At 48.2% G+C, this 24,112-nt stretch carries 24 protein-coding genes; 12 read left to right on the top strand and 12 right to left on the bottom strand.

The window, feature by feature from the left end; genetic code table 11:
• Positions 1-17: 17 nt before the first annotated feature.
• A complete protein-coding gene (locus ACYP03_RS20885; protein ID WP_459781988.1) occupies positions 18-1,493 on the bottom strand; it encodes a Na+/H+ antiporter NhaC family protein in 1,476 nt (491 codons plus the stop codon).
• 26 nt (positions 1,494-1,519) lie between these two features.
• Positions 1,520-2,866: a glutamine synthetase family protein gene (locus ACYP03_RS20880; RefSeq protein WP_459781987.1), complete on the bottom strand. Its 1,347-nt coding sequence runs from the start codon at positions 2,864-2,866 to the stop codon at positions 1,520-1,522.
• A gap of 205 nt (positions 2,867-3,071) precedes the next feature.
• On the opposite strand from ACYP03_RS20880, the gene ACYP03_RS20875 reads away from it, so the two are divergent.
• Genes ACYP03_RS20875 through gabT form a run of 8 tightly spaced genes read left to right on the top strand, consistent with a single transcriptional unit; the run spans position 3,072 to position 11,981 of the window.
• On the top strand, positions 3,072-3,845 hold the full coding sequence (locus ACYP03_RS20875) for a gamma-glutamyl-gamma-aminobutyrate hydrolase family protein (protein ID WP_459781986.1): 774 nt from the start codon (positions 3,072-3,074) through the stop codon (positions 3,843-3,845).
• On the top strand, positions 3,823-4,377 hold the full coding sequence (gene puuR, locus ACYP03_RS20870; protein ID WP_248142249.1) for an HTH-type transcriptional regulator PuuR: 555 nt from the start codon (positions 3,823-3,825) through the stop codon (positions 4,375-4,377). The genes ACYP03_RS20875 and puuR overlap by 23 nt, the downstream gene beginning before the upstream one ends.
• A gap of 24 nt (positions 4,378-4,401) precedes the next feature.
• The gene (locus ACYP03_RS20865) at positions 4,402-5,889 is read left to right on the top strand and encodes an aldehyde dehydrogenase (protein ID WP_459781985.1); all 1,488 of its coding nucleotides are present in this window, start codon (positions 4,402-4,404) and stop codon (positions 5,887-5,889) included.
• A 12-nt stretch (positions 5,890-5,901) separates the two neighbouring features.
• A complete protein-coding gene (locus ACYP03_RS20860) occupies positions 5,902-7,179 on the top strand; it encodes an NAD(P)/FAD-dependent oxidoreductase (RefSeq protein WP_459781984.1) in 1,278 nt (425 codons plus the stop codon).
• A gap of 22 nt (positions 7,180-7,201) precedes the next feature.
• Positions 7,202-8,074, top strand: coding sequence for an N-carbamoylputrescine amidase (aguB, locus tag ACYP03_RS20855; protein WP_459781983.1), 873 nt, complete (start codon positions 7,202-7,204; stop codon positions 8,072-8,074).
• Positions 8,075-8,114: 40 nt separating this feature from the next.
• On the top strand, positions 8,115-9,209 hold the full coding sequence (aguA, locus tag ACYP03_RS20850; RefSeq protein ID WP_459781982.1) for an agmatine deiminase: 1,095 nt from the start codon (positions 8,115-8,117) through the stop codon (positions 9,207-9,209).
• A gap of 54 nt (positions 9,210-9,263) precedes the next feature.
• Entirely contained in the window at positions 9,264-10,697 is a 1,434-nt protein-coding gene (locus ACYP03_RS20845) for an NAD-dependent succinate-semialdehyde dehydrogenase (RefSeq protein ID WP_459781981.1), read from the top strand.
• A 12-nt stretch (positions 10,698-10,709) separates the two neighbouring features.
• The gene (gabT, locus tag ACYP03_RS20840; RefSeq protein WP_459781980.1) at positions 10,710-11,981 is read left to right on the top strand and encodes a 4-aminobutyrate--2-oxoglutarate transaminase; all 1,272 of its coding nucleotides are present in this window, start codon (positions 10,710-10,712) and stop codon (positions 11,979-11,981) included.
• A gap of 77 nt (positions 11,982-12,058) precedes the next feature.
• Here the strand turns inward: gabT and ACYP03_RS20835 are convergent, their stop codons facing one another.
• Both ACYP03_RS20835 and ACYP03_RS20830 read right to left on the bottom strand, forming a co-directional pair.
• Positions 12,059-12,334, bottom strand: coding sequence for a hypothetical protein (locus ACYP03_RS20835; RefSeq protein WP_330960075.1), 276 nt, complete (start codon positions 12,332-12,334; stop codon positions 12,059-12,061).
• Positions 12,335-12,578: 244 nt separating this feature from the next.
• Positions 12,579-14,225, bottom strand: coding sequence for an ABC-ATPase domain-containing protein (locus ACYP03_RS20830; protein ID WP_248142257.1), 1,647 nt, complete (start codon positions 14,223-14,225; stop codon positions 12,579-12,581).
• 198 nt (positions 14,226-14,423) lie between these two features.
• Here ACYP03_RS20830 and ACYP03_RS20825 point away from each other — a divergent pair, with 198 nt between their 5' ends.
• Both ACYP03_RS20825 and ppiC read left to right on the top strand, forming a co-directional pair.
• Positions 14,424-14,660: a hypothetical protein gene (locus ACYP03_RS20825; RefSeq protein ID WP_330960073.1), complete on the top strand. Its 237-nt coding sequence runs from the start codon at positions 14,424-14,426 to the stop codon at positions 14,658-14,660.
• Positions 14,661-14,747: 87 nt separating this feature from the next.
• The gene (ppiC, locus tag ACYP03_RS20820; RefSeq protein ID WP_248142260.1) at positions 14,748-15,029 is read left to right on the top strand and encodes a peptidylprolyl isomerase PpiC; all 282 of its coding nucleotides are present in this window, start codon (positions 14,748-14,750) and stop codon (positions 15,027-15,029) included.
• Between the two features lie 64 nt (positions 15,030-15,093).
• On the opposite strand, the gene ACYP03_RS20815 is transcribed toward ppiC, so the two are convergent.
• From ACYP03_RS20815 to ACYP03_RS20780, 8 genes are all read right to left on the bottom strand, one after another.
• Positions 15,094-16,302, bottom strand: a complete 1,209-nt coding sequence (locus ACYP03_RS20815; RefSeq protein WP_459781979.1) for a tyrosine-type recombinase/integrase — start codon at positions 16,300-16,302, stop codon at positions 15,094-15,096.
• The gene (locus ACYP03_RS20810; protein WP_303564070.1) at positions 16,299-16,487 is read right to left on the bottom strand and encodes a helix-turn-helix domain-containing protein; all 189 of its coding nucleotides are present in this window, start codon (positions 16,485-16,487) and stop codon (positions 16,299-16,301) included. Before ACYP03_RS20810 ends, ACYP03_RS20815 begins: the two co-directional genes overlap by 4 nt.
• A gap of 486 nt (positions 16,488-16,973) precedes the next feature.
• A complete protein-coding gene (locus tag ACYP03_RS20805; protein WP_459781978.1) occupies positions 16,974-18,536 on the bottom strand; it encodes a P-loop ATPase, Sll1717 family in 1,563 nt (520 codons plus the stop codon).
• A gap of 145 nt (positions 18,537-18,681) precedes the next feature.
• Positions 18,682-20,319, bottom strand: coding sequence for a lambda-exonuclease family protein (locus tag ACYP03_RS20800; RefSeq protein ID WP_459781977.1), 1,638 nt, complete (start codon positions 20,317-20,319; stop codon positions 18,682-18,684).
• Entirely contained in the window at positions 20,316-21,167 is an 852-nt protein-coding gene (bet, locus tag ACYP03_RS20795) for a phage recombination protein Bet (RefSeq protein ID WP_459781976.1), read from the bottom strand. The genes ACYP03_RS20800 and bet overlap by 4 nt, the downstream gene beginning before the upstream one ends.
• A 61-nt stretch (positions 21,168-21,228) precedes the next feature.
• A complete protein-coding gene (locus ACYP03_RS20790) occupies positions 21,229-21,645 on the bottom strand; it encodes a hypothetical protein (protein ID WP_459781975.1) in 417 nt (138 codons plus the stop codon).
• 528 nt (positions 21,646-22,173) lie between these two features.
• On the bottom strand, positions 22,174-22,776 hold the full coding sequence (locus tag ACYP03_RS20785) for a helix-turn-helix domain-containing protein (protein ID WP_459781974.1): 603 nt from the start codon (positions 22,774-22,776) through the stop codon (positions 22,174-22,176).
• The gene (locus tag ACYP03_RS20780; RefSeq protein ID WP_459781973.1) at positions 22,773-23,483 is read right to left on the bottom strand and encodes a S24 family peptidase; all 711 of its coding nucleotides are present in this window, start codon (positions 23,481-23,483) and stop codon (positions 22,773-22,775) included. Before ACYP03_RS20780 ends, ACYP03_RS20785 begins: the two co-directional genes overlap by 4 nt.
• Positions 23,484-23,576: 93 nt before the next feature.
• On the opposite strand from ACYP03_RS20780, the gene ACYP03_RS20775 reads away from it, so the two are divergent.
• Positions 23,577-23,753, top strand: coding sequence for a Cro/CI family transcriptional regulator (locus ACYP03_RS20775; protein ID WP_459781972.1), 177 nt, complete (start codon positions 23,577-23,579; stop codon positions 23,751-23,753).
• 37 nt (positions 23,754-23,790) lie between these two features.
• Complete coding sequence (locus ACYP03_RS20770; RefSeq protein ID WP_303564082.1) at positions 23,791-24,102, top strand: hypothetical protein; 312 nt, start codon at positions 23,791-23,793, stop codon at positions 24,100-24,102.
• Positions 24,103-24,112 lie beyond the last annotated feature (10 nt).

Raw genomic sequence — 24,112 nt, 5'->3', positions numbered from 1 at the left:
GATCGAGTTACTCGTGATCAGGCAATCGCAAAGAAAAACACGGCGGTTGCAACAATACCAATCAGTGCATAAGGAATTTGCGTCAGGGCGTGCTGCATGGCGGTACAACCGCTGCCTTGCGCAGACAGGACAGTGGAGTCACTGAAGAAACATGAGTGACTACCAGCTGCAGAGGCCGACAGCAGGGCACCAATCGTAATTGAGACTGGCACACCTAAATGTGCACCCAGCGGGAATACAATCGGCATTGCAACCGCAAACAGTCCCCAGGAGGATGCAGTGGCGAAAACCAATGCTGCCATCACCAGGAAAATCACAGCCGGGAACATCTTGGCTGACAACCAGGGCGCAACCGTTTCGATGACATACTGTGTCAGACCCAGCTGGTCGTTGACGTTTTTCAGCATGAAACCGGCAATAACAGTCGCCAGTGGCAGCATCATGATTTTGATACCATCGTAAACGGCTTCAAACATGGTGTTGGCCGGCATCAGACGCTGTACGCCGTACAGGCACATGGTGAAAATCATGGCAACGAAAACTCCTGCCAGCAGGTCGATATCGAAGTACCAGCTTGCCGCGACCAGCACGACCATCGGCAGGACAAAGTTCAGTACGCCAATGGTTGAATTCGGATGTGGTTTCACATCTGCGCCCAGTGCGATATCGATACCACCTTCAGGTTGAACCTGACCATTCTGCGCACGCTTTTCTGCCGCTTTCATGGCTCCGAGATCCGGAATCTTACCCAGAGCGACCAGCAGGACCACCAGCAGGGTTACCCAGCCGTACGCCATATACGGAATTGCCTCAATATAAGCAGTGATGCCTTTTCCTGAAGAAGCAACATTATTGTCTTCAAGCAGCGAGCTGAAGAAAATCGCCCAGGTTGAAATCGGCAGCAGGATACAAACCGGCGCTGCAGTGGAATCAACCAGATAGGCCAGCTTCTCACGGGAGATCTGGTAACTGTCGGTGATGCGCTTCATGGAAGAAGAGATCGCAATGGCATTGAGGTAATCATCAATGAATACCAGAATACCCAGCACGAACGTCAGAATCATTGACTGTCGTTTGCTTTTGACTTTGGTCACCAGTGCTTCACTGAAGCTCAGGATACTGCCGCCTTTTTCCAGAATGGTGATTAAGCCGCCCATGAGGCCACAGACCAGAATCAGCCAGGCAATGGTTTCATCCATCATGACATCCATGGACATGCTGACGACGTTGCCGACGATCTGCTGCGGATCAATCATGATCAGGCCGGCCAGTGCGCCACTGAACAGGGCTTCGACCGTTCGGTGCGTCAGTAACGCTACGGCCAGAACAAAAAGTGTCGGCAACAGGCTGTACCAGCCATAAGCGGTTCCGGCCTCATGGGTATTACCAATCATGGTGAAGGTTCCGATGATGCCGGCAATCGCCAGAATCGCCGACATGCTTTTTACACTCGGCTTTTGTGGCGCATCGATTGTGGGTGTTTTCACTGTCATACAAGAATTCCTTTCTTATCTTTCAGTTATGCTGAATGAAGCATCCAGTCAACTTCCAGTGGCGTGACGGTTTTTTCAAAGTCCGCCAGTTCACGTTGCTTGCATGCTAGATAAAGCGAGATAAAGGGTTGCGGTAGGTACATCGACATTAGCTCGCTTGATGCAAGCTTTATGAGTGCGTCCGGCATGCGCAGAGGTAACTCTACCGCATTGTCGGCCAGTTGTGGTGGGCATTGCTCAAAAGTAAAACGTTCGCTGGCAAGCAGGCCAGCCAGAATCACTGATGCCAGAACGTAAGGGTTGACATCTGCGCCAGCGATACGATGTTCAATGCGGCGGTTATTGCTGTCACTCATGGGAATCCTGAGTGCAACCCCGCGGTGGTTTTCCCCCCAGTTTGCATGGGTTGGGGTATACATTGAAGCGGAGAATCTTCGGTATGAGTTCACACTCGGACACAGCAGTGCCATCGAATCAGGCATCATCGCCAGCATGGCGGCCAGAGTCTGATAATAGAAGGGGCTGGCTTGTCCTTGCGGATCGGAGAATAGGTTATTGCCTTCCGGATCAATCACGCTCAGGTGCATGTGTTTACCGTTACCGGCTTCATCGGCAAAAGGTTTCGCCATGAAGGTCACATCAAAATCATGTGCCTGGGCGACCTGACGAATCAGGCGCTTGGCCAGAATCACCTGATCACAGGCATCGACGACATCCTGCTGATGATTGAAGTTGATTTCAAATTGTCCGGGAGCAGATTCAGACAGCGCACCGGAAGTGTTCAGGCCCTGCTGGACGGCGGCGTCATTCAGATCACTCAGAAATGAAGAATAATCATCAAGATTTTCAACATTATAAACGTCAGAACGGTGTTCTCTGTCGTGGTGGACCGGGTTCAGCGGTGGCTGAATCCCACCCAAAGCATCCCGCTGTTTATCCAGCAGATAAAACTCCAGCTCGATTGCAACAACCGGGTACTGGCCTTTCTGATGGAGCTGGTCCAGCAGGTTCATCAGGACATTCCTTATGGAGAGCTCTGTCGGCTTTGTGCCGGACTCATCCATCATGGTCAGCATCACCTGTGCGACTTCAGGATTAAATGTAGGTGTCAGCGTCCCCGGAACCGGATAACAGATATGATCGGGTTCACCCAGTGCTTCTCCTAATCCTGCTTCCTCGACGACGTTACCCTCAATACTCAGTGAAATTGTCGAGAGAGGGAGATAAACCCCTTTTTCAATCTTTTCAACTGCTTCAATCGGAATTCGCTTGCCTCGCGGGGTGGCATTGATGTCTGTAAACAGCAGATCAACAAATTTCACCTCAGGCCATTTTTGTTTAAAATTTTTAACTTCTTCTTTAAATCCGTTCATTCACGAAACACCTCGCGTGGATACATCCTGTAACTTATATTTAACAGATGATCGAGAGATGGCAATAATTGTGCGCAAATTGTTCAAAATATCGAACGTCGATCAAATTTTAGTAACATTCTTGTAAATTACGGGTTGCATTTCATTCGTGCTCTAAGCTAGGTTTGTTCAATAAATCGAACACGAGTTGCAGGAGAGACTGAAAATGAACTCAACACAAACTGGCCCGGTTATTGGCGTTGTCTGCTGTAAAAAATCACTGGAAGGCTATGGCATTCAAAGTGTGAATGAGTTCTATCTCAATGCAGTGAAGCAGTTCGGGGCAAATCCGGTGCTGTTTCCTGCCGGTTCTTCAGCAGCGGAAATCAGGCAGCTGATTTCACTGGTGGATGGTGTGTTGCTGACAGGCAGCCACTCCAATGTCGCGCCGGGCCGTTACGGCGCTGAGCATGATGAGCCCAAAAAAGATGAAGGCCGGGATGCGCTGTCGTTCTCACTGATTGACACCTGCATTCAGCAAGAAGTACCGATTCTGGGGATTTGTCGTGGTTTTCAGGAAATGAATGTGGCGCTTGGCGGCACACTGCATCCGAAAGTTCATGAAGTGGCAGGGTTTCAGGATCATCGGGAAAGCCCTCTGAATGACATGGCAATGAAGTATGCTCCGGCGCATCCGGTAAATATTTCTGACAATGGCACCTTCGCGGAGTGGCTGGCGCCGTTGGATAACATTCAGGTGAATTCTTTGCACGGGCAAGGGGTGCGGCAGTTAGCTCCTGGTCTGACCGTGGAGGCCGTTTCACCGGATGGATTGATTGAAGCCTTTAGTTTAAAGGCACACCCGTTCTTCATTGGTGTGCAGTGGCACCCAGAATGGCAAGCGACGGAAAACCATTTTTCACGAATTTTGTTTGATCAGTTTATGATATCGGCTTCACAGCGAAGGAGCCTTAAAGATGGAATCAGAACTCATTGGTAAAAAAATTGCACAGCTGAGAAAAGAACACAAATTATCGCAGCGTGAACTGGCAGAAAAAGCAGACATTACCCACAGCGCGATCTCATCCATCGAGAACAGCAAAGTGAGTCCGTCCGTCAGTTCACTGCACAAGATTGTGAAGGTGTTCGATATGTCCCTGTCGGAGTTTTTCACGCAGGACCAGAAATTCGAAGAACGTCCTGTGGTGATCAAACCGGATCAGCTGATTGAAATGGGGAATGAACAAGTCTCTATGAAGCTGGTTTGTGATGGTCGGAAAGATCGGCAAATGGGATTTCTGATTGAGGTCTATCAGCCTCATTCAAGCACCGGACTGATTAGCATCAAACACGAAGGTGAGGAAAGCGGTACCGTTTTGGAAGGTGAAATTGAACTGGCACTGGGTGACAAAACTTATGTTATCCGCGAAGGGGAAAGTTACCTGTTCGATACCAGCATTCCGCACAAGTTTACAAACAATACGGACAAACTTTGCCGGATCGTCAGCGCACATACACCGGCGAGTTTCTGACGTCCCAACCTGAAAGGAAGGCGTATGAACACTCAACAGCAATGGACAGCACTGAAAGAGCAGATAGAGATTGAAAGCAGGGCATTCATTCATGGTGAATACCAGGATGCCCAAAGTCGCGACACCTTTGCGGTGATCAACCCGGCCACAGATGAACACCTTGCCGATGTTGCCCGTTGTGATGCAAAGGATGCCGCAGTTGCTGTTGAGATGGCAAAAAGCGCCTTCCAGCGTGGTGACTGGCAGTTCCAGAGTCCGGCTCAGCGAAAAGCGGTGTTACTGGCATTCGCTGACCTGATTGAACAGGACCGTGAGACCCTGGCGCTGCTGGAAACACTGGATACCGGTAAACCCATCAGTCACAGTTTCAGTACAGATATTCCGGGCGCGGCGTCTGCCATTCGCTGGTACGCCGAAGCCATCGATAAAACCTACGGTGAAGTGGCAACCACGGAAGTGAATGTCCACGCGTATATTACCCATCAGCCTATTGGCATCGTTGCCGCCATTGTTCCCTGGAACTTTCCGCTCTGGCTGGCCTGCTGGAAGCTGGGTCCGGCGCTTGCAGCCGGAAACAGTGTAATTCTGAAACCGTCCGAAAAATCACCGCTCACGGCAATTCATCTTGGCAAACTGGCGAATCAGGCTGGGATCCCTGCCGGTGTGTTCCAAGTGCTGCCGGGCTATGGCCATGAAGTTGGCGACGCTCTGGCTCGTCATGAGGATGTCGACTGCATCACTTTCACGGGCTCAACCCGCGTTGCAAGTCAGCTGATGATCTGCTCCGGTGAGTCCAACATGAAGCGTGTCTGGGCTGAAGCCGGCGGGAAAAACGCCAATATCGTTTTTGCGGATTACAAGAATCTGGATAAAGCCGCAGCAGAAACCGCATCAGGCTGTTTTTACAACCAGGGCGAAGTCTGTGTCGCCGCAACCCGGTTGCTGGTTCATGAAAGCATCAAAGATGCGTTCGTCGAGAAAGTCATTGCCGCTTCCAAAGCATTCACACCCAAAGATCCGCTGGATCCGACTTCTGCCATGGGCGCGCTGATCGATCAGGAGCATAAAGCAAAAGTGCTCGGTTATGTCGCGACAGGGGAAGCCGCAGGTGCCCGTGTTTTATGCGGAGGCGATGTTGCCGGTCAGGGCGCATTTGTATCACCAGTAGTGCTGGGCGATGTCAGCAATGATATGGCGGTGGCCCGCGAAGAAATCTTTGGTCCGGTGCTTTGTGTGATTCCGTTCCGCACCGAAGCAGAGGCGATTGCGATAGCCAATGATTCACCGTACGGGCTGGGGGCTGCGCTCTGGACTTCAGATCTGGATCGTGCACACCGGGTGGCGCGTCAGCTTCAGGCAGGATCCGTCTGGATCAATAACTATAACGAAGGCGATATGACAGTGCCGTTTGGCGGCTTTAAACAAAGCGGCAACGGTCGGGATAAATCACTGCATGCGCTGGAGAAGTTCACCGAGGTGAAAACAACCTGGCTTCGTCTTGAGTCGTACTAAAAGGAGTTTACTGTGATTCAACATACTGGTTCTTATTACGCCTCAACGGCGAACTTTACACGCGAATTTCCAACCCTGACAGACAACATTGAATGTGACATCTGTATTGTCGGTGCGGGGTTCAGCGGACTCTCATCCGCGCTGCATCTGGCTCAGAAAGGCTTCAAAGTTGTTGTGCTGGAAAGTGCAAAGGTGGGCTTTGGTGCGACAGGCCGTAACGGCGGTCAGATCGTCAACAGTTACAGCCGTGATGTCGACGTGATTGAAAAACGTTATGACAAAAAAACGTCGGATGCGCTCTGCAACATGATTTTTGAAGGTGGCGATATCATTCGCGGCCTGATTGAAGACCACAACATTGACTGTGATTACAAGCAGGGCGGTCTGTTCACTGCGCTGAACACTAAACAGGTCGAAGGGCTGAAACACCACAAAGCCAACTGGGAACGCTACGGAAATAAAGACCTGAGAATGCTCGACAAAACCGAGCTGCAAACCATGGTCGGCACCGACGTTTATGAAGGTGGTCTGCTGGACATGCGGGGCGGTCATATTCACCCGCTGAAACTGGCGCTGGGCGAAGCCGAAGTGATACTGGGACTCGGCGGTCAGATTTTTGAACAGTCTGCTGTGACGCGTATTGAAAAAGGTGCAAAACCTGTTGCGCATACGGCTCAGGGTTCAGTCAAAGCACAATATCTGGTTTTGGCGGGCAACGCTTATCTGGGCGGACTGGCACCCAATATCAGCAATAAAGCGATTCCTTGCGGCACTCAGGTTGTGACCACAGAACAACTGACTGATGCACTGTGTGACGAACTCTTGCCGCAGCGTTACTGCGTGGAAGACTGCAATTACCTGCTGGATTATTTCCGCATCACTGCGGACAACCGCATGCTCTTTGGTGGCGGTGTGGTTTACGGGGCCCGTGATCCTGAAAACGTGGAAAAACTGATCCGTCCGAAGATGGAAAAGGTCTTCCCGCAACTGAAAGGCGTCAAACTGGACTTTGCCTGGACCGGTAACTTCCTGTTGACCTATTCCCGGATGCCTCAGTTCGGCAGCTTTGCCGACAATATTTATTACCTGCAAGGATACAGCGGCCATGGCGTGACTTGTACGCATCTCGCCGGCAAATTGCTGGCAGAAGCGCTGACCGGACATGCTGAGCGTTTTGATGCATTCGCGTCTCTGCGTCATTACGCCTTCCCGGGCGGGCGTCATTTCCAGGTGCCGTTTACGGCGCTTGGGGCCGCTTACTATAACTTACGCGACAAGCTCGCCATCTAAGGAACGGAAAAGGAAGAGAACCATGTCTAAGACAGTGACTTTTGCTTCAGTGCAGCTTGCGATGTCATGGGATATCGACAATAACCTGAAAAAAATTGGCGACGCAGTCAGAGAAGCGGCTGCAAAGGGTGCCAACGTCGTTGTATTGCAAGAGCTTTTTGCCGCCCCTTACTTCTGTAAAGAGCAGGTTGCCCGGTATTTTGATCTGGCGGAAGAAACCGACAGCAGTCCGTTGATCAATCACATGAGCCAGCTGGCCCGCGAATACAATGTAGTGATCCCTGTCAGTTACTTTGAGAAATCCGGCAACAGCTTTTTTAATTCTCTGGTGATGATCGATGCCGACGGTACCGTCCTGGAAAACTACCGTAAATCCCATATACCGGACGGTCCGGGTTACAGCGAGAAATTCTATTTCAGCCCCGGCGATACCGGCTTCAAAGTGTGGGAGACCCGTTTTGGTAAGTTTGGTGTCGGGATCTGCTGGGATCAGTGGTTCCCTGAGCTGGCGCGTTGTCTTACTTTAGCGGGGGCAGAAGCGATTTTCTATCCGACGGCGATTGGTTCTGAGCCACAGGATCCGACGCTGGATTCCCGTGATCACTGGCAGCGCACCATGCAGGGCCATTCCGCAGCAAACCTTGTCCCTGTGATTGCTGCGAACAGAACCGGTGTTGAAACCGATGACGGGATTGAAACCACTTTCTATGGTTCGTCATTCATTACCGATCACACCGGGAAGAAACTGGCAGAAGCGGGCCGGGATGAAGAAACCATCATCTACGCGACGATCGACCTCGAAGTGACCGCAAAAGCCCGTTACAGCTGGGGATTGTTCCGAGACCGTCGTCCGGATCTGTATGGTCGGATCAACTCACTGACCGGTAAACACTGATCAGTAAAAAATATACACAGAAATGGACAGGAAGTTTGCCATGGAATTACAGGGCACCCCTTCACAAGATGGTTTTTATTTTCCTGCGGAGTTCACGCCGCAGGAACAGGTTTGGCTGGCATGGCCGGAGCGGCCTGACAACTGGCGTGATCATGCGAAGCCAGCGCAGCATGCTTTTGTTCAGGTTGCGACGGCCATCAGCCAACATACGAAAGTATGTGTCGCCGTCAGCACCAACCAGTATCTGAATGCAACCTTGTTGCTGCCAGAAGCAGTCGAGGTGGTTGAAATGCCCTTGAACGACGCCTGGATGCGGGATATCGGTCCGACCGTGGTGATCAATGCTCAGGGTGAGCGCCGGGGGATCAGCTGGCAGTTCAACGCCTGGGGTGGTGAGGTTGATGGTCTGTATGTCCCCTGGGACGATGACGATGCTGTCGCAGTACGTATTTGCGATCATCTCAATATGGATTACTACCGGGCGCCTTTCGTCCTGGAAGGCGGGGCAATTCATACCGATGGGGAAGGTACCCTGTATACCACGGAAGAGTGCCTGTTATCGGCGGGTCGAAATCCGCATCTGTCCAAAGCCGAGATTGAAGCCTGTCTGGCCGATTATTTGTCGATCAGTCAGGTGATCTGGCTGCCTGACGGATTGTTTAATGATGAGACCAACGGCCATATCGATAATCTGTTACACGTGATTGCGCCGGGTGAAGTGGTTCTGAGCTGGTGCGATGATCCGAACGATCCGCAGTATGACATTTCGCGTCGTGCGCTGGCTGTACTGGAAAACAGTACGGATGCCAAAGGCCGTCCGATTCGGGTGCACCGGCTGCCGATTCCGGGACCGCTTTATCTGAGTGAAACAGAAGCTGCGGGGATTGCACCATCTGACGGGATGAAACGCGAAGCCGGAGAACGGTTAGGGGGCTCCTATGCCAACTTTCTGATGTGTAATCAAAAAGTGTTCCTGCCGCTGCTTGATTCAGCCCGTGACCAGCAGGTCATTGATATCCTGCAGGCGGCATTGCCGGATTACGAGATTATTGGTGTTCCGACCCGTGAAGTTTTACTGGGCGGCGGCAATATTCACTGCATTACGCAGCAAATACCGACGGCCAACAATATTTAACGCACTTGCCAGCCCATCACGCTGACAAACCCGATAGAAAGAAAAGGTTTTACTATGCAGCAAATTCAAAATCGTAATTTGCTCGCCTTCCTGTGCGAGCCGTCTGACACTTCGCTGGCTGTGACGAACCCGGCGACCGGTGACGTGCTGTGTCATATCCCGACTCAGAATGAAGCGGAGATTGTTTCTGCAATCGAGCGGGCGCATGTTGCTCAGAAAGCCTGGGCAAAAACCAGTGCCAAGGCACGCTCGGCGATTCTTCGCCGCTGGTTTGAACTGGTGATGGAAAATCAGGCCGACCTGGGTCGTCTGATGACGCTGGAACAGGGCAAGCCGCTGGCAGAAGCCAAAGGTGAAGTCGCTTACGGCGCCAGTTTTATTGAATGGTTTGCTGAAGAAGCCAAACGGACGTATGGCGACAGCATTCCGGGGCCAACGGCCGATAAGCGTATCGTGACGGTGAAACAGCCGATTGGAGTGGCATGTGCCATTACGCCATGGAACTTCCCGATTGCCATGATTACCCGCAAAGCAGCCCCGGCTCTGGCCGCCGGATGCAGCTTTATCTGTAAGCCTGCAAACCAGACGCCGTTGTCTGCTTATGCTGTGGCAGAGCTGGGTTATCAGGCGGGAATACCGCGTGACTTGCTGCAACTGGTAGTGAATGCCTCTTCCAGCTTGGTGGGCCAAGTGTTTACCGACAGTCCGCTGATCCGCAAGTTGTCTTTCACCGGTTCGACCCGTGTGGGCAGTTTGCTGATGAAGCAATGTGCCGACAGTATTAAACGGACTTCGATGGAACTGGGCGGTAATGCACCCTTCATCGTGTTTGACGATGCAGATATTGATCTGGCAGTTACCGGCGCGATGGCGTCGAAGTTCCGCAATGCCGGTCAGACGTGTGTCTGCGCCAACCGTTTCTATGTACACGACCGCGTGTACGATGCTTTTGTCGCGAAATTCAAAGCCGCGGTAGAGACCCTGAAAGTCGGAAACGGACTGGATGAAGGCGTAACGATCGGGCCTGTCATTGATACGTCGGCCAAAGAAAAAATCATGCACCTGACGGATCATACTGTGGCTCAGGGCGCCACTTTGGTGACTGGCGGGCAGCAATTGGAAGGGCTTTTCGTTCAGCCGACGATTCTCGCCAATGTTCGTCATGACATGGATATCGTGCAGGAAGAAATTTTCGGCCCGATTGCACCTGTGATCCGTTTCAGCAGTGATGAAGAACTGATTGAGATGGCGAACGATACCATTTACGGGCTGGCGTCTTACTTCTACAGCCAGAACATCAACCGGATCTGGAAAGTGGCAGAAGCGCTGGAATACGGCATGGTTGGCATCAACGAAGGCATGATCTCAACAGAAGTGGCACCGTTTGGCGGTGTGAAACAGTCCGGCATCGGCCGCGAAGGGGCGAAGCAGGGCATCGACGAATATATGGATATTAAATACCTCTGCTTTGGCGGTATTCAGGCATAAGGAAGGTGAGTGATGAGTAATCAAACTTGGCAAACACGTAAGCAGCAAGTGATCGCACAAGGCATGGGCAATCTGAGTCCGATTTATGTTGAGAAAGCGAAAAACGCTGAAATCTGGGATATCGAAGGGAATCGTTTTATCGATTTCGGTTCTGGTATCGCAGTGAATAATACCGGTCATTCGCATCCGCGTATCGTGGAAGCGGTGAAAGCACAGCTGGATAATTTCTCTCACACCTGTGCCATGGTGACACCATATACCGCTTTTGTGGAACTGGCAGAGCAACTGACCGAACGTGCGCCGGGTGAGTCGGCGAAAAAAGCAGTCTTCCTGACGACCGGGGCGGAAGCGGTTGAAAACGCGATTAAAGTCGCACGTGCGCACACCAAACGCAGCGGTGTGATTGCGTTCAAAGGGGGCTTCCATGGCCGGACCAACATGACGATGGGCCTGACCGGCAAGGTCGCCCCCTATAAAACTGGCTTTGGTCCGTTCCCGGGCGAGATTTACCATGCACCTTATCCGAATGCATTTCATGGCATCAGTATTGAAGACAGCTTGCAGGCCATTGCGGATCTGTTCGCCTGCGATATCGAGCCATCCCGCGTGGCGGCAATTATCTTTGAACCGGTGCAGGGTGAGGGCGGTTTTTATCAGGCGCCGCCGGCCTTTGCGCAGGCACTGCGTGCACTGTGTGACAAACACGGGATCGTTCTGATTGCAGATGAGATCCAGACTGGTTTTGCCCGGACCGGGAAACTGTTTGCAACGGAATATCTGGGGATCGAACCGGATCTGATGACGATGGCAAAAGGTATTGCTGGTGGCTTCCCGATTTCTGCGGTTGTCGGTAAAGCTGAGATCATGGATGCTGCGGGTCCGGGTGGCCTGGGTGGTACTTATGCCGGTTCTCCGCTGGGCTGTGTCGCAGGTCTGGAAGTGCTCAAAATCATTGATGAAGACCAATTGTGCCAGAAAGCGCTGAATATCGGTGAAGTGATGACCAGTCACTTCCGTGCACTTCAGTCAGATTTCCCGGTGATTGGTGATGTGCGAAACCTGGGTGCCATGATTGCGGTGGAATTTGTTGACCCGAAAACTGGTGCGGCGATGGCTGAACTGACCAAGTCGCTGGTGGCACAGGCGCGGGAAGAAGGCGTGATTCTGCTGTCCTGCGGTGTGAAAGGGAACGTGATTCGATTCCTTCCGGCACTGACCATCGAAGATGATGTGATGGCAGAAGGGATTGAGAAAGTGAAAAAAGCGCTGGCTGCTTTGGTTTAATTCATGCGTTTCAGTTGAACGAAAGAAAAGGGCATACGAAGGTGTGCCCTTATTATTCAGGACGAGATAATCGAACATTAATAATTAAAAACATATCGGTGAAAATTGGCAGCTAATCCGATATAAGTGATATTACGCAGGCTTTCATTTTCTCCTGCGATATTCATGACGATTTTATATTGCTCTCCTTCTACTGGCCCCCCATTTCTTACAGTTGCCTGATTGGATGAAATGAATACAACAGGCGGATCATTTTCATCTTCCATCAGCGTACCACTGCCTCCTTCTAATACATTCAGATGCGGCGAACGTTTACTGGTTACCCGAACCAGGTTAAATAAAATTTCTTGCATGAGATTTACCTTTTACACAGATGAATAACTGTTGTTAGAACACGGAAGGAAAGATGTTCACTTCTGTGTCATAACTTTTCTAGCATGGTCTGAGATAACAACGTACACCTTGAATGGCAAACCGACTTTCTTTGTAAAAGGTAATGAATAGAAAATCTGCCGGAAATCGAATGGGTCAACGCATATAAAAAACAGGCATACCGAAGTATGCCTGTTGATGAGAAAAGAATTTGTACTGAGTTGTTTATTTAAACTCAGCTTTCCGCATCCGATTCAGCACTGCCATCACGTCAACTACGCGCGGCTTGGCAAAATCACCATAGTTCGGCATGGTGCGGAACCAGTCCTGATGCAGCATCTTAGCAAAGGCTTTGACCGGTTGTTTTTCCCAGCCTTTCATCATAGCCAGCTGGCACCACAGCCAGCCGATGGCATGTAACTGACTCGCATCGGTAATCTGTTCCAGCGCCTGCAGATCCACAAACTCACGGCCAAAGCGCAGCCCTTGCTTGTTCTTCACCTGAATCCGGAACTTGCCTTCTTCCAGTTGCGCCTGTAACCCGGAGCGGTTCAGCTGACGGGTACGCGGACGCTCAATGGTATCGCTGCCTTCCGGCTGGCGTTGTGTTGGGTGAGACTGCACCACGATCTTTGCTTTAGCTGTGACGTCGACGGCTTCGTAACTGTGCATCTGAATCACGGTATCAGCTACGTCCAGATAGTCACCAGAACCCCCCATGACCAGCATGACAGATGTATTCAGGTGGTTTCTCAGCAGTGCAATACGGTCAACCAATGGTGTAATTGGTTCATCGTCTTTTGCAATCAGCGCCTGCATCCGTTCATCACGGATCATAAAGTTCGATGCAGAGGTGTCTTCATCGATCAGCAGGGTCTGAGCGCCAGCTTCGAGAGATTCCTGCAACCAGGCAGCCTGCGAGGTTGAACCCGAAGCATTTTGGGTGCTGAAACACGTGGTGTCTTTGCCCATTGGCAGATTGCTGATGTAAGGTGACAAATCCACACTGTGCACACAACGGCCATCTTCAGCGCGGATTTTGGTTGCTGTCTCATCGGTCACCACATATTCACGGCCGTCGCCCGGGATATGGTCATACACAGCATTTTCAACCGCATTCAGCAAAGTTGATTTACCGTGGAAGCCGCCACCGACGATCATGGTGATCCCGGTCGGAATACCCATCCCGCGGAGTTTACCTGCATGCGGTGCTTCCAGTTCGACGGCCAGTTCGTCCGGACTTCTGAAGGTGACTGCATCCGGCATGGGCTGATCGCTGTTGCCCGCCAGTCGCGGCAAGACACTGTTATCGGCGACAAAGGCAATCAGGTTCTTGTCTTTCAACTGCGCACGCAGAGCGACCTGATCTTCGACCGTTTCACAGTGACGGCGCAGATCTTCCATCGGCAGCTCACGGGCAATGGTGGCACGACGGATAATTTTCGGCAGGGTAAACGTCAGCAGGTTCAATGTTTTCTTGGCAATGATGGTTCGACCGTCAGCAGGCAGATCAACACGGAAACGCAGCTCAATGGCATCGTCATCGAAAACGACTGCAGTGCGATCCAGGACAGCCTGACCCGGACGGTCAATCTGAATCTCGTTCACTTCTTTTGCCAGTTCAGCAAACTGACGGGCAATAAAATCACGCGCCGCACGCTGATAATCTGCCGACTGTTCTTTCAGCCAGGCCAGATCCGTCAGCGACCATTGTCGGCGTGCACGCACACGGGTTGCCGGTGCGAACGGATCCGATTGCGGGATATCGATAAAGAAATCGTAATCAACAAAGTTGTACTGACCACGCAGGCTGGAGTAGCTGCGGTAATTGCGTCGGTCGATTTTTTTGAGTCTGGCTTCCAGTAAGTCCATAGGGTCTCGATATCACTGGCTAAATACATTGGGGGCAGGAGTTTACACCAAAGTACGCGGATGTGCATGTAATTCAGTGATCTTGGTCTCGCTTTATCGCCTTTGCAACCATGGTCTAATGTTTCCTGTCGTTTTTTTCAGACAAGGTGAACAGCATCATCACAGACATGCACGGGACATGCGTTGAAAGGAGTCAGTATGTTTGAAATTATCGCAAAGACATCGGAATGGGTGCTGCTCACCGTCGGGCTGATCTTGCTCCTGACCAGTATGGTGACTTACGGTCGGCGGACCAAAGACTGGGGTGGGTTAGCCACCATGTTTTTCAAGCGCATCAGCATGACCGCTAAAGAATACAATTTCTACCGTCTGGGTGTCGCCTCGGTAGTGCTGGGCATTCTCATTCGTATGGTCAATCTGACCTTGTGGCCCTGACCCTGCCTTGAGCGAAAACTTGCCAGAGGCTGTGATTTATCGCACACTTGCCGCTCAATTGGTATCCGTAACAAAAAGGCGAGCATCATGGCCTCTACCGCAGCAGCATTGCACATTCTGGTGAAACATAAAGAACAGGCTGACGATATTCTCAATCAGCTAAAGAAAGGCGCCAAGTTCCAGACGCTGGCAAAGAAATATTCTACCTGTCCATCCGGTAAACGCGGTGGTGATCTCGGTGAATTCCGCAAAGGCGCCATGGTCCCGGCATTCGATAAAGCTGTTTTTACCGGCAAAGTGCTTGAGCCGATTGGCCCGGTGAAGACCAAGTTTGGGTATCACGTCATCAAGGTTTTATATCGGACTTAAAAAGCCTTTTAACTTCATTGGCTTATATCTGTTCTGAAAATAGCTGGGGCAGAATTGGGGCAAATTAGCTCATGTTCCGCTTCAGCTCATCAAGCGCACGCCATGCCTTTTCATTTTCAGAACGCGAGCCTTTCTCCATCCATTTACCGTACACTTTTGCAATCATCATGAAGTTTGCGTGACCCATTTGTTCGGCTAAATAGGAGGGATTCACGCCTGCTGTCAGCATCCAAGACGCATATGTGTGCCTCAACTGGTAAACCCTTCGATATCTGATCCCTGCGCGTTTGCAAGCCGTTTGCCAAAGTTTGGTCACAGTGATGCGAGACATGAACGGGTTCTTCGTTGATTTTTGGGTAACATTTGGGCTGAAGACAAAACGCAATCGCTCTGAGATCAGCGTTTTATCACTGAGTTCGACTTCGAAATCTTGTTCAGGTTTTAAAAAGCTGATCTCTTGCTGGCTGCGAAGCGCAGCAATTACGGGCGGTAACATGTTCACCATTCGGCTTTTGTCTGTTTTTGGTGTTTTCAAGCCTCTGCTGTCACTGACTGCCCGACGTACCATGAGTGTGCCAGATGTAAAATCGATGTCCTCCCAGGCAAGCCCACACACTTCACCAATACGTAACCCGGTGTATGCAAGTATTGTGATGATATTGCGATGTTGCTCAAATCGACAGTTGTCTACAGCGCGTTGAAACTCTTCAAAGGAGAATGGATCTGGATCTTGTTCAGGTTGTTTTACCTTATTTAAGCAGGAAGAAAAATCTTCGAATATGTATTCATGTAACAGCAAGTGATTGAGAAACCCTTTCACAACGGAGAGATATGAGTTGATAGTTCTGGCTGTTCGGCCTTTGCTGATTTCGTTTCGCCAAGTCGTCACGCTCAGTTTTGTTAAAGTTGCGGTGGTTCTGTTGCCGCCATACAGCTTTACGCATACTTCAAGACACTTCTCATAACGGACATAAGTTGAAGTCCGAATATCAGTTTTTTTGATACATAAGTACTCATTCGCAAGATCATCGATTCTCGCTAACTTCTTTTTTCCCTGGGCTTTGGATGAATTAGGGAAGTGCTCAGCATAGTTGAAGCTACCAATGGCAATTTCATGCTTGATCGCGGCCAGTTTCCCGGCCGCGAATTTGATATTCTGTTTCGTAGGGCGAAGGTTCAGCGTTTCCCGGCAACGCTGATGGTTGTGAGAAAAGCTGATACGAAGCGATTTGCCGTGAATTTCCACTCCTGACGGTAGTTTTTCATTGCTCATCGTGCACCTTCAATCAAGCGGTCGAATTCATCAAGATTGATGTACCAGCGGCCCATGCGTTTTTCGACAACGCGGCCAACAGGTAAATCACCTCGTTCAATTTTTCTGCGGATTGCTTTCACAGTGTGGCCTGTAAACTCGGCACCTTTGGTGATCAGCATCCATTTACTTCTATGATGGGTCATTGGTCGTTACCTTTGGTTGTGTAGATGAGCCGTTCCAGGCTTTGGTCGTTGTATTCGAAACTTTGCACCTGCTTGAGAGAGTAGGGCGATTGATTAAGTCGCCATGCTCCATAATGGGCGCTTTTAGGTTGCGTGATGTAGGCAATGGCAACTCGAGATAGGTAGTTGACGCAGGGTTTCTTTCGGTAACCTCCATTCAAAGAGGTTATGGGTAATGTTACGATTAAGGAAGGGACTTTGATTCACGCAGCATTTTTTACATGATTACACTTAGGAGAAATCCATAAACATTCCTCTCGCAATTTAGTACCTATAGCTGCAGATGTTTGGCAAACATTGACTTCTTTTCGCCAGTCTTTGAGTATCGTTATAAATATCGAAGTCCTAATCAAGGATAAGCTGTGTTGTTTCTCTTAAAAAATTTATAATTCAGACTTGCATAATATGTTCGTATAGTGATAACTATATGTTTCATTTTTGATTAGCCTAAGTACGATAGAATAATGGGTGAATACAAAAAGTTTTGTTTAAATCTGTAATGTCTAGCTCTTGCTTTTCAAAAGAAGAATAAATGGTAAGTGTATTAGATTTTTTGATTCCAATAACACCAGCAGTAAACCAAACCTTTATAAGCTCCTCAAAATTAATCAACCTATCGGTATGAGCTTCATCATCAGGGTGACTGTTTGGTCTTGCAAGTAGATAGTTTGAAATCGAATCTTTACAGTTTTGAGGAAGTTCAGATAGTGTGAATTCCTTTTGAGTAATATTAGATAAACTATCTAAATAGTCTTTTATATAAGGGTAAATACTCTGCCACTCCTTAACTAATGCATTTTTTCTTTTGGAATAATACTTTTCTTCTGCTTCTAGAACGATATCTTGATTTAGTTCAACTTCCCCGTCACATTCAGATAAGCACGAGTTGACAAAGTCAATTGCATCTCTTGGCCTTAGCATAGTTCTATCAATGATGAACTCATCAGCTTTAATATCATTAACACTAAAATTAAATACATCAGAGAAATTAACAGTTTGAGTTGAGCGGTATTGGTCTTTGATAAGTTGATTAATTCGTAAATCTAAAATCTTCCTAATTTCCATCTTATTCCAAGAGATTGCATATATTAATGATTGATCCTTTTCATCTTGACGAAGATTATTTCGATATATTCCCATTAGAATATCCGTTCTTATTGAAATAAGAATTTTAACAGATTTAACATCTAATAACTCTTTGAATGCTTCTAGCAAGGCATTGATAAAATCATAGCGGATACCACTGGAACTCAGCCAAGACTTATCTAGATCGTCAATACTTATAACTACTCTAATTTGTTGCTTATTGTCTGAAAACTCTTCTCTTATTACTTTGATTAGTTCCTTTTGTTTTCTTATAAGTTCTCGACTTACATAACTCGAAGTCTCTCTTTGGACTTTCTGCATACTTTCATCTGTTACCTTACCCGTGGATTGAAGAAATTCAAAGCTTACTTTTCCTGAAAGTTCACTTTGCATCTTTTCAGTTATCTCAGTTACAACATTATCATTAAAGAAATTGTCTTTGTATGATTCGAGGTATTCCTTTACGATGTCAGGCTTATATGGCTTTTTGCTCGCATTTCCTAATTCGCTAATGTAATCAAAGAAACTGGCATATGAAGAACGATAAAGTTGGTTTATAACTTTCACCAATAAAACATGTAACCAAAGTGATTTGTAAAAAACTCTTAAATCAATGCCATTTTGTACGAGTTCAGAGACAAATCTATTATTGTTAATATGTTCAAAAACGGTATTCTCTGCTTCTATTGTGTCATGAACTTTTACTCCACCGTAGGCAATGATTTGCTTGAGGAGAGCGGTCTTACCACTTCCAGTTCTTCCAACAATTACTCTTCGTGTAAAATCTGGATTTTCATTGCTAGAGTCAAAGTTGACGATCCCTTTAAATACATCTGATTTATAGAAGCATGACTCTAGAAATGAGTCAGTTTCAGCATCTAAATTACCAATGATTGCATTTTTTCTAAACTTGTAAGAGGACATAATTATTAACCATATGTGAATATTTTAAAGTTTAATTATGGAATCGCCTTTTGATGATGGCATAAATATTCACATGGTTGCATGATCACTGTCTCATTCCAGGAAAATATCAAATCAGGCTGAATTTTATTATTAAAGTTAGAAACTATTGATTTGAATTTCTACAAGCTAACGATTCAGACAGGGCAGGCTGATAGCCGGACCACCTCTCAACTCCGGCTTGCTCTAAAGCTGTCAGAATGGCGTCTCGGTTTCGAAGGTAATTGGCTTCTTTGGCCGTGATTTGGACCATCATTTCTGGTCTAGGCTGGCTTATCTGTGGTGTAAGCCCGGCGTTCTGTTCCGCGGTAAAAAGAGCTGCTTTGCCTTTGGTGAGGCTTTCTGCGATCGCATCGCTTTTGTGTCCATCCATCGGTTTATTGGATACAGATTTGGTTGCAGCTTCTCGCTGAATGCGCTCTTGCTCGGCCTTCAGACGTAATTCTTCGTTCGCTTTATGCTGGTTGATGCGCTGATCAACGACTGACTGAAAAGCCAAAGGTTCAAGGAACGCGATTTGCGGCCAGTCGTTAAACAGGAACTGATAATCGCCAACGGTTGATTCCAGATAGCCTTTATTACCCATTGCGCGCTGATGGTGCTGATTGGCTTCAACTTTGGCTTCCGCTACTGCGGCAGCGGCTGCATCTTTCAGACTGGTGACAGTCTTTTTGCCCTTCATTGCATCGGTTACGGAGACAGTGACTTCCGGCTGTTGGGCATTAATCTCTGCAATTAACGCGATCCGGTGTTGGTGTATTTCATCGATGGCTTTCTTCAGGATTTCTTTACGGATTTGTTCTTTGCGCGCTTTTACCTGCTTGTCTGTCGCCAGACGGGCCTGCCGGATTTGCTCGCTGATGAATTTCAGGTCTTTGACGAAAGTGTCTATGTCCTGAACTTCTCCCAATACTTGATCTGCCAGGCTATTGATCTTGTCTTCTGCGCCCTTGAACACTTTTACCATGCTTTCCGCGTTGGCGAAGTCCTGATCGGTTTTGATGGGTTGCTTTGACTTTTCAACGAGTGATTCAGCGGCTTCTTTGAAAACGTTCAGGTTTGAGGTGAGCGACAAGCCATTCATTCGGTAGGAGATAGCCGGTAACTCGCGAATCGCTTCAGCTTCCACTGTTTCCTTTTCTGGTTCTGGCTGATAACTGGCTAAATCAATCATGAATTGCTGCCAGCCAGCAATTAAAGCAGCACGCCTTTCAGTGCGTGATTCATACCAGCAGAAAATGAAATTTTCACCTTCGTCGGGTTCGCTGCCATCTGTTAAATCGGAGCACACGAATATCGCCTTACCAGCACCAGAGACCAGCAGCTGCTGTTCCAACTGCCAGTAATAATGTGGCTCAAGTTTATTGGAGGCGACCGCCAAGGCGAGGTTTTCATTCCAGAGCTTGTGCTCGAATACAACATCATCCAGCATGGTGACACCATCGAAGCTGGCCAGCATCCAGTCATGTTCATCACTGATTGCCGTTGCCGGGAATAGCTCTTCCCCGATGATTATCTCAACATGAGGGCGGGCGGCTTCTTCTGCTGCGTGTCCCTTATCAAAAATACGTTGTTGTGCGGGACTGGCTTCAGGCGCAACACCAGTTGCTTTGATTCGAAGCAGGTCAGCGCGAGACATATATTTGCTCGCGTTCATCATGGCCGGTGCTTCGCTGGCTGTCATTTTAGTTTGGCGTAGGGCATGCCATTCCTGGCTGCCCTGAGTGACGTTGATGACTTTCATGCAGCTTCTCCTTGATCAATGTTCCGGATAGCGGCTTTCTGGCCGTCGGTGAGGGTGCCTTTGCTTTCGATTTTGGTGATCAGCTGTTCAGCATTCATTTTTCCGGCCTCAATGGCTGCCGCCCACTGGGTGAAATTTGCTTCGAAGTGAGCAGCAGGGTATTCAGGCTTATCGGCGATCAGTTGTTTCTCTGGTTTTGGCTGGGTTGGGGTGATATCCCGCTCAAAGTGGATATCTTTGCCTTCCATTTCTTCTGCTGTTGGTTGTTGACCGATTTCTGGCCATGCTTTGCGAAGAGCTTGTGCTTCAGCACATTTAGCTAATTGTGCGAAAGGTCTTTTTTGCCACATTGCATTAGGAGCCTGGCTGTATCGTCCCGAAGTTGCGTAATTCTCCAACCAATATTCCTTTGCTGTAAAAGCAACCGAAAGACCATTCACAACTTTGAAGACAGTGATTTTGCACCATTCTGGATAGGTCGCTGGTACTGGTTTGCCATCTTTGTCTTTGAACTCTGTCGATATCGTTGGACCGAATTCAGGCTCAGTTCCGCCAGCATAGCTCCCACTTCTATCAGCTTGAATTCGGTATAGGCCAATGCCCGGCATGACAACATCACGCCATACGTTGTTGCCAGTTTGAGGATCCTTTACGTTCATCGGTACGATATGAACTGGTTTCTGAAGTGGGTCCAGCTCTCTGGCTTTGCAGTAGTCAATTACCATTAAAACTGAATCATCCTGAGAACCAGGATAAACACTGTTTTTAAGCGCAGACCAGGTTGATTCATCAATACCGCGCTTGGCGACTAAGGGAAATCTTTCTTCAAATGGGACGGTAGGTGTCATGGTCGTTACCTCATAAGCGCCGCTGGTAACGGCGCTTTCGTGAATGTTTGGTCGTTAGGTATTAGGCTGCGGTGCGAGTTTCTGCATCAAAGGCTGTTTTGATTTCTTCAATGCTGTATTCAATGAAACTGTCGAGCGCTTCGAGCATGAAGGCTTGGTGGGCCATAAGGTTTTGAGCGTTGTGGTTTGTGCTGTCTGGTTCATGACAGGCAACAAACTTAATCAGGCCGTCAACGAGACTTTTACCGTGAACAAGATGTTCACCCACGTAGTAATCAACAAAGTCGGAGAAGGAGAGGCCAGCAAATTCCCGGTTGTTGATAATGCGCTTTTTGCCATCGGCGATATATTGGTCAAATGCATTATCACGTTGATCTTGCAGATCAATTTGCGACTGATGTTGGTTTAATTGGCTTGTGAAGTAATTGCCTGTGTTTAGCGTCATGATATAATCCTTTTGTTTGATGGCGTTCTTCATGTTGGTGATGCGTTGGCCAGCATGTTTGATGGCTACACTGTCGGTTTCTTGGTCGTTACTTTCAGTGTTTGCGCCTCAATCCTTCCATGCTTCGCAAAAGTCATGGTTGTTACCTCTGCAGGGGTGGTTCCCTGCTCGGATCGAGTTACTTGGTCGTTACTCGCTCCCCAACAGGCCCCGCTTATGCGGGGCTTTTTGGTATTAAGTGCCCGTCTTTCCGGGCTGTCAGGTTAGCTGCTCGTAAGAGCAGGGTCGTTTTTACCTCTGCAAGTTTCTTGGTCTTCAATAAAGCAGCCTGTACGTAAGCCGCTTTGTTGAACGCTGGTCTTTCCCAGCCGCCACGGCTTTGTTTAATGCCGAACTTCCGTATTGTTAAAGAGCTTATCAAACACATGAGTGCTTAACATGGTTTTAGTATAATCAATTAAACAATGTCAGCAAGTGTTTTTGTATAATAAGTTAAACAAAAATTTAAGTAATATAAAAAAACCTCACGATTGTGAGGTTTGATAATGATTTGAACTGTTGTTAGCTATACAAAGCACAATGCCAGATAACTTTTCCAAGTACATTAGCAGAAGTGGGGCTATCTAAGTGCTCGAGGCCAACAGAACAACGTTCAACAACATAAAGCCCATTAGTATCGTATTCATTGATAGATGTGTTAATGCCTATAAAGTCGCCCTTCTTGAGTCCTTCGTATGATTGATCAAGCTTGGTACAAATCACATCTGCTTCTTCTGGAAAGAGAGGAATCACGTTTAATTTAAAGAAGTTAACCACCTCATTATCATAGTTGATAAGCTCCTTCGCCTTTACTGCTCCCAGATCAGATAAGCTGTTTACGAAGTGAGGTTTCAATTTTGGCGGTTGCTTTTCAAATCTCGTATGACGAACAGAGGCTAAGTCATGTTCATCTTCTTCTCCGCTACCTAACAACCATTCCGGCGATACTTCAAGTAATTGAGCTAACTTGAGAGTATTCTCTCCATTAGGTTTTGTATCTCCGTTTACCCACATTGAAATGGTGGCTTTAGATGAACCTGTATAATTGGCAAGGTCAACCTGCTTTAGGGCTAACTGGTTCATACGCTTGGAAATGCGAGATGCCGTCACGGTACCTTTGGTCATAGCAAAACTGAATACCAGAATACTTTACCTATCACCCTGATATTTTTGGCATTATCCGCGGTGTATAGTTCATCTGGATATTCTCGATCGTTATAGCTTCTGATGCGAAGCCCGCCACCCGGTAATAAGTACAATAACTTTATACGCAGTAGACCATCATGGTTGATGGCATACATGCTTCCATCAATAATCATATTATCTGCAACATTTACGCCAACGACAGAACCGTCTGGTAATACTGGTTCCATGCTAGTCCCTGAAACTTTTACGCATGCAGCGCATTCAGGATCTACACGGGCTTTCTGTAATGTTGACTTTGCGAATCTTAGTTTTGGCCCTTTTCGTTCAAGAACTTCTGTTGCGCCTGTACCGGCCGCTAATTGGACATCCATAAAAAATGGTATTTCTACTTCATCATCGTTTAAAGAGGTGGATTTATCCCAGGTAGAGAAACCACCAACAGGAGTCGCATTTTGCTCGACACTTTGTGTCTTCTCTGGAATTTCTTGAAATTCTCCTCCAAGCAGAGCATCAGGTTCGATTTTCAAAAGCTTGGCAAGATTCAGTAGGTTCTTACCTGCAGGACGAGAATACCCGCTGCGCCAGAATGAGACAGTTCCTCGGGAAACCCCGACGGCTTTAACGATGTCTTTGGGCTTCAAGCCCAGTTCGGCCATGCGCCGATTGATGATTTCTGATATCTCCATGTTTTACATATTATAAAAAAATTTGTTTTATCGTCTGGACAAATTAATGTATCATCAATTAAACAAAGTATAACTCTCTATGCAGGAAATCATATGAAGACCAGTGAGGTGGTTCAATTCTTCGGGAGTAAGTCCAAAGTTGCTAGAGCGCTAAAGGTTCACCGATCCACAGTAACTAACTGGGGTGAAGAAGTACCGGAACTTCAAGCTTACCGAATTGAAAAATTGACCAAAGGTAAACTAAAAGCTGATTTTCCCTTCGCAGCCTGACTTTAGTAAGTCCCAATAAACCAAAGAGATAACGACCATGAAATTACAAGACCAAACCCTGTCGCTGCTTGACCGCGCAGCGACAAACAAACGTGTGGGTAAAGTTGGTTTACCAGCCTGGCAAGTTCGCGATCGCGAAGTAAAAACCCGTTTATCTGAGCCGGATCAGCTGGCTGTGTCTGCCATTGCGGCCAGTGCGGATGCACCAATCAGCGTGTATGCGTACAGCAATATCATTCGTGCTGCCCGTGAAGACCTGGCCGCCAATCCCGAGCTTTGCGCTGCTATTCGTGAACAGTACAAATTACGCAATATCCCCGCACCAGAGTGGCTGCAGGATTTGCTTTAAGACAGGAGGG

The organism is Photobacterium sp. R1, assembly GCF_054600795.1.
Note: the sequence above shows the minus strand (reverse complement) of the source record. Positions and strands in the feature narration are given on the sequence as shown.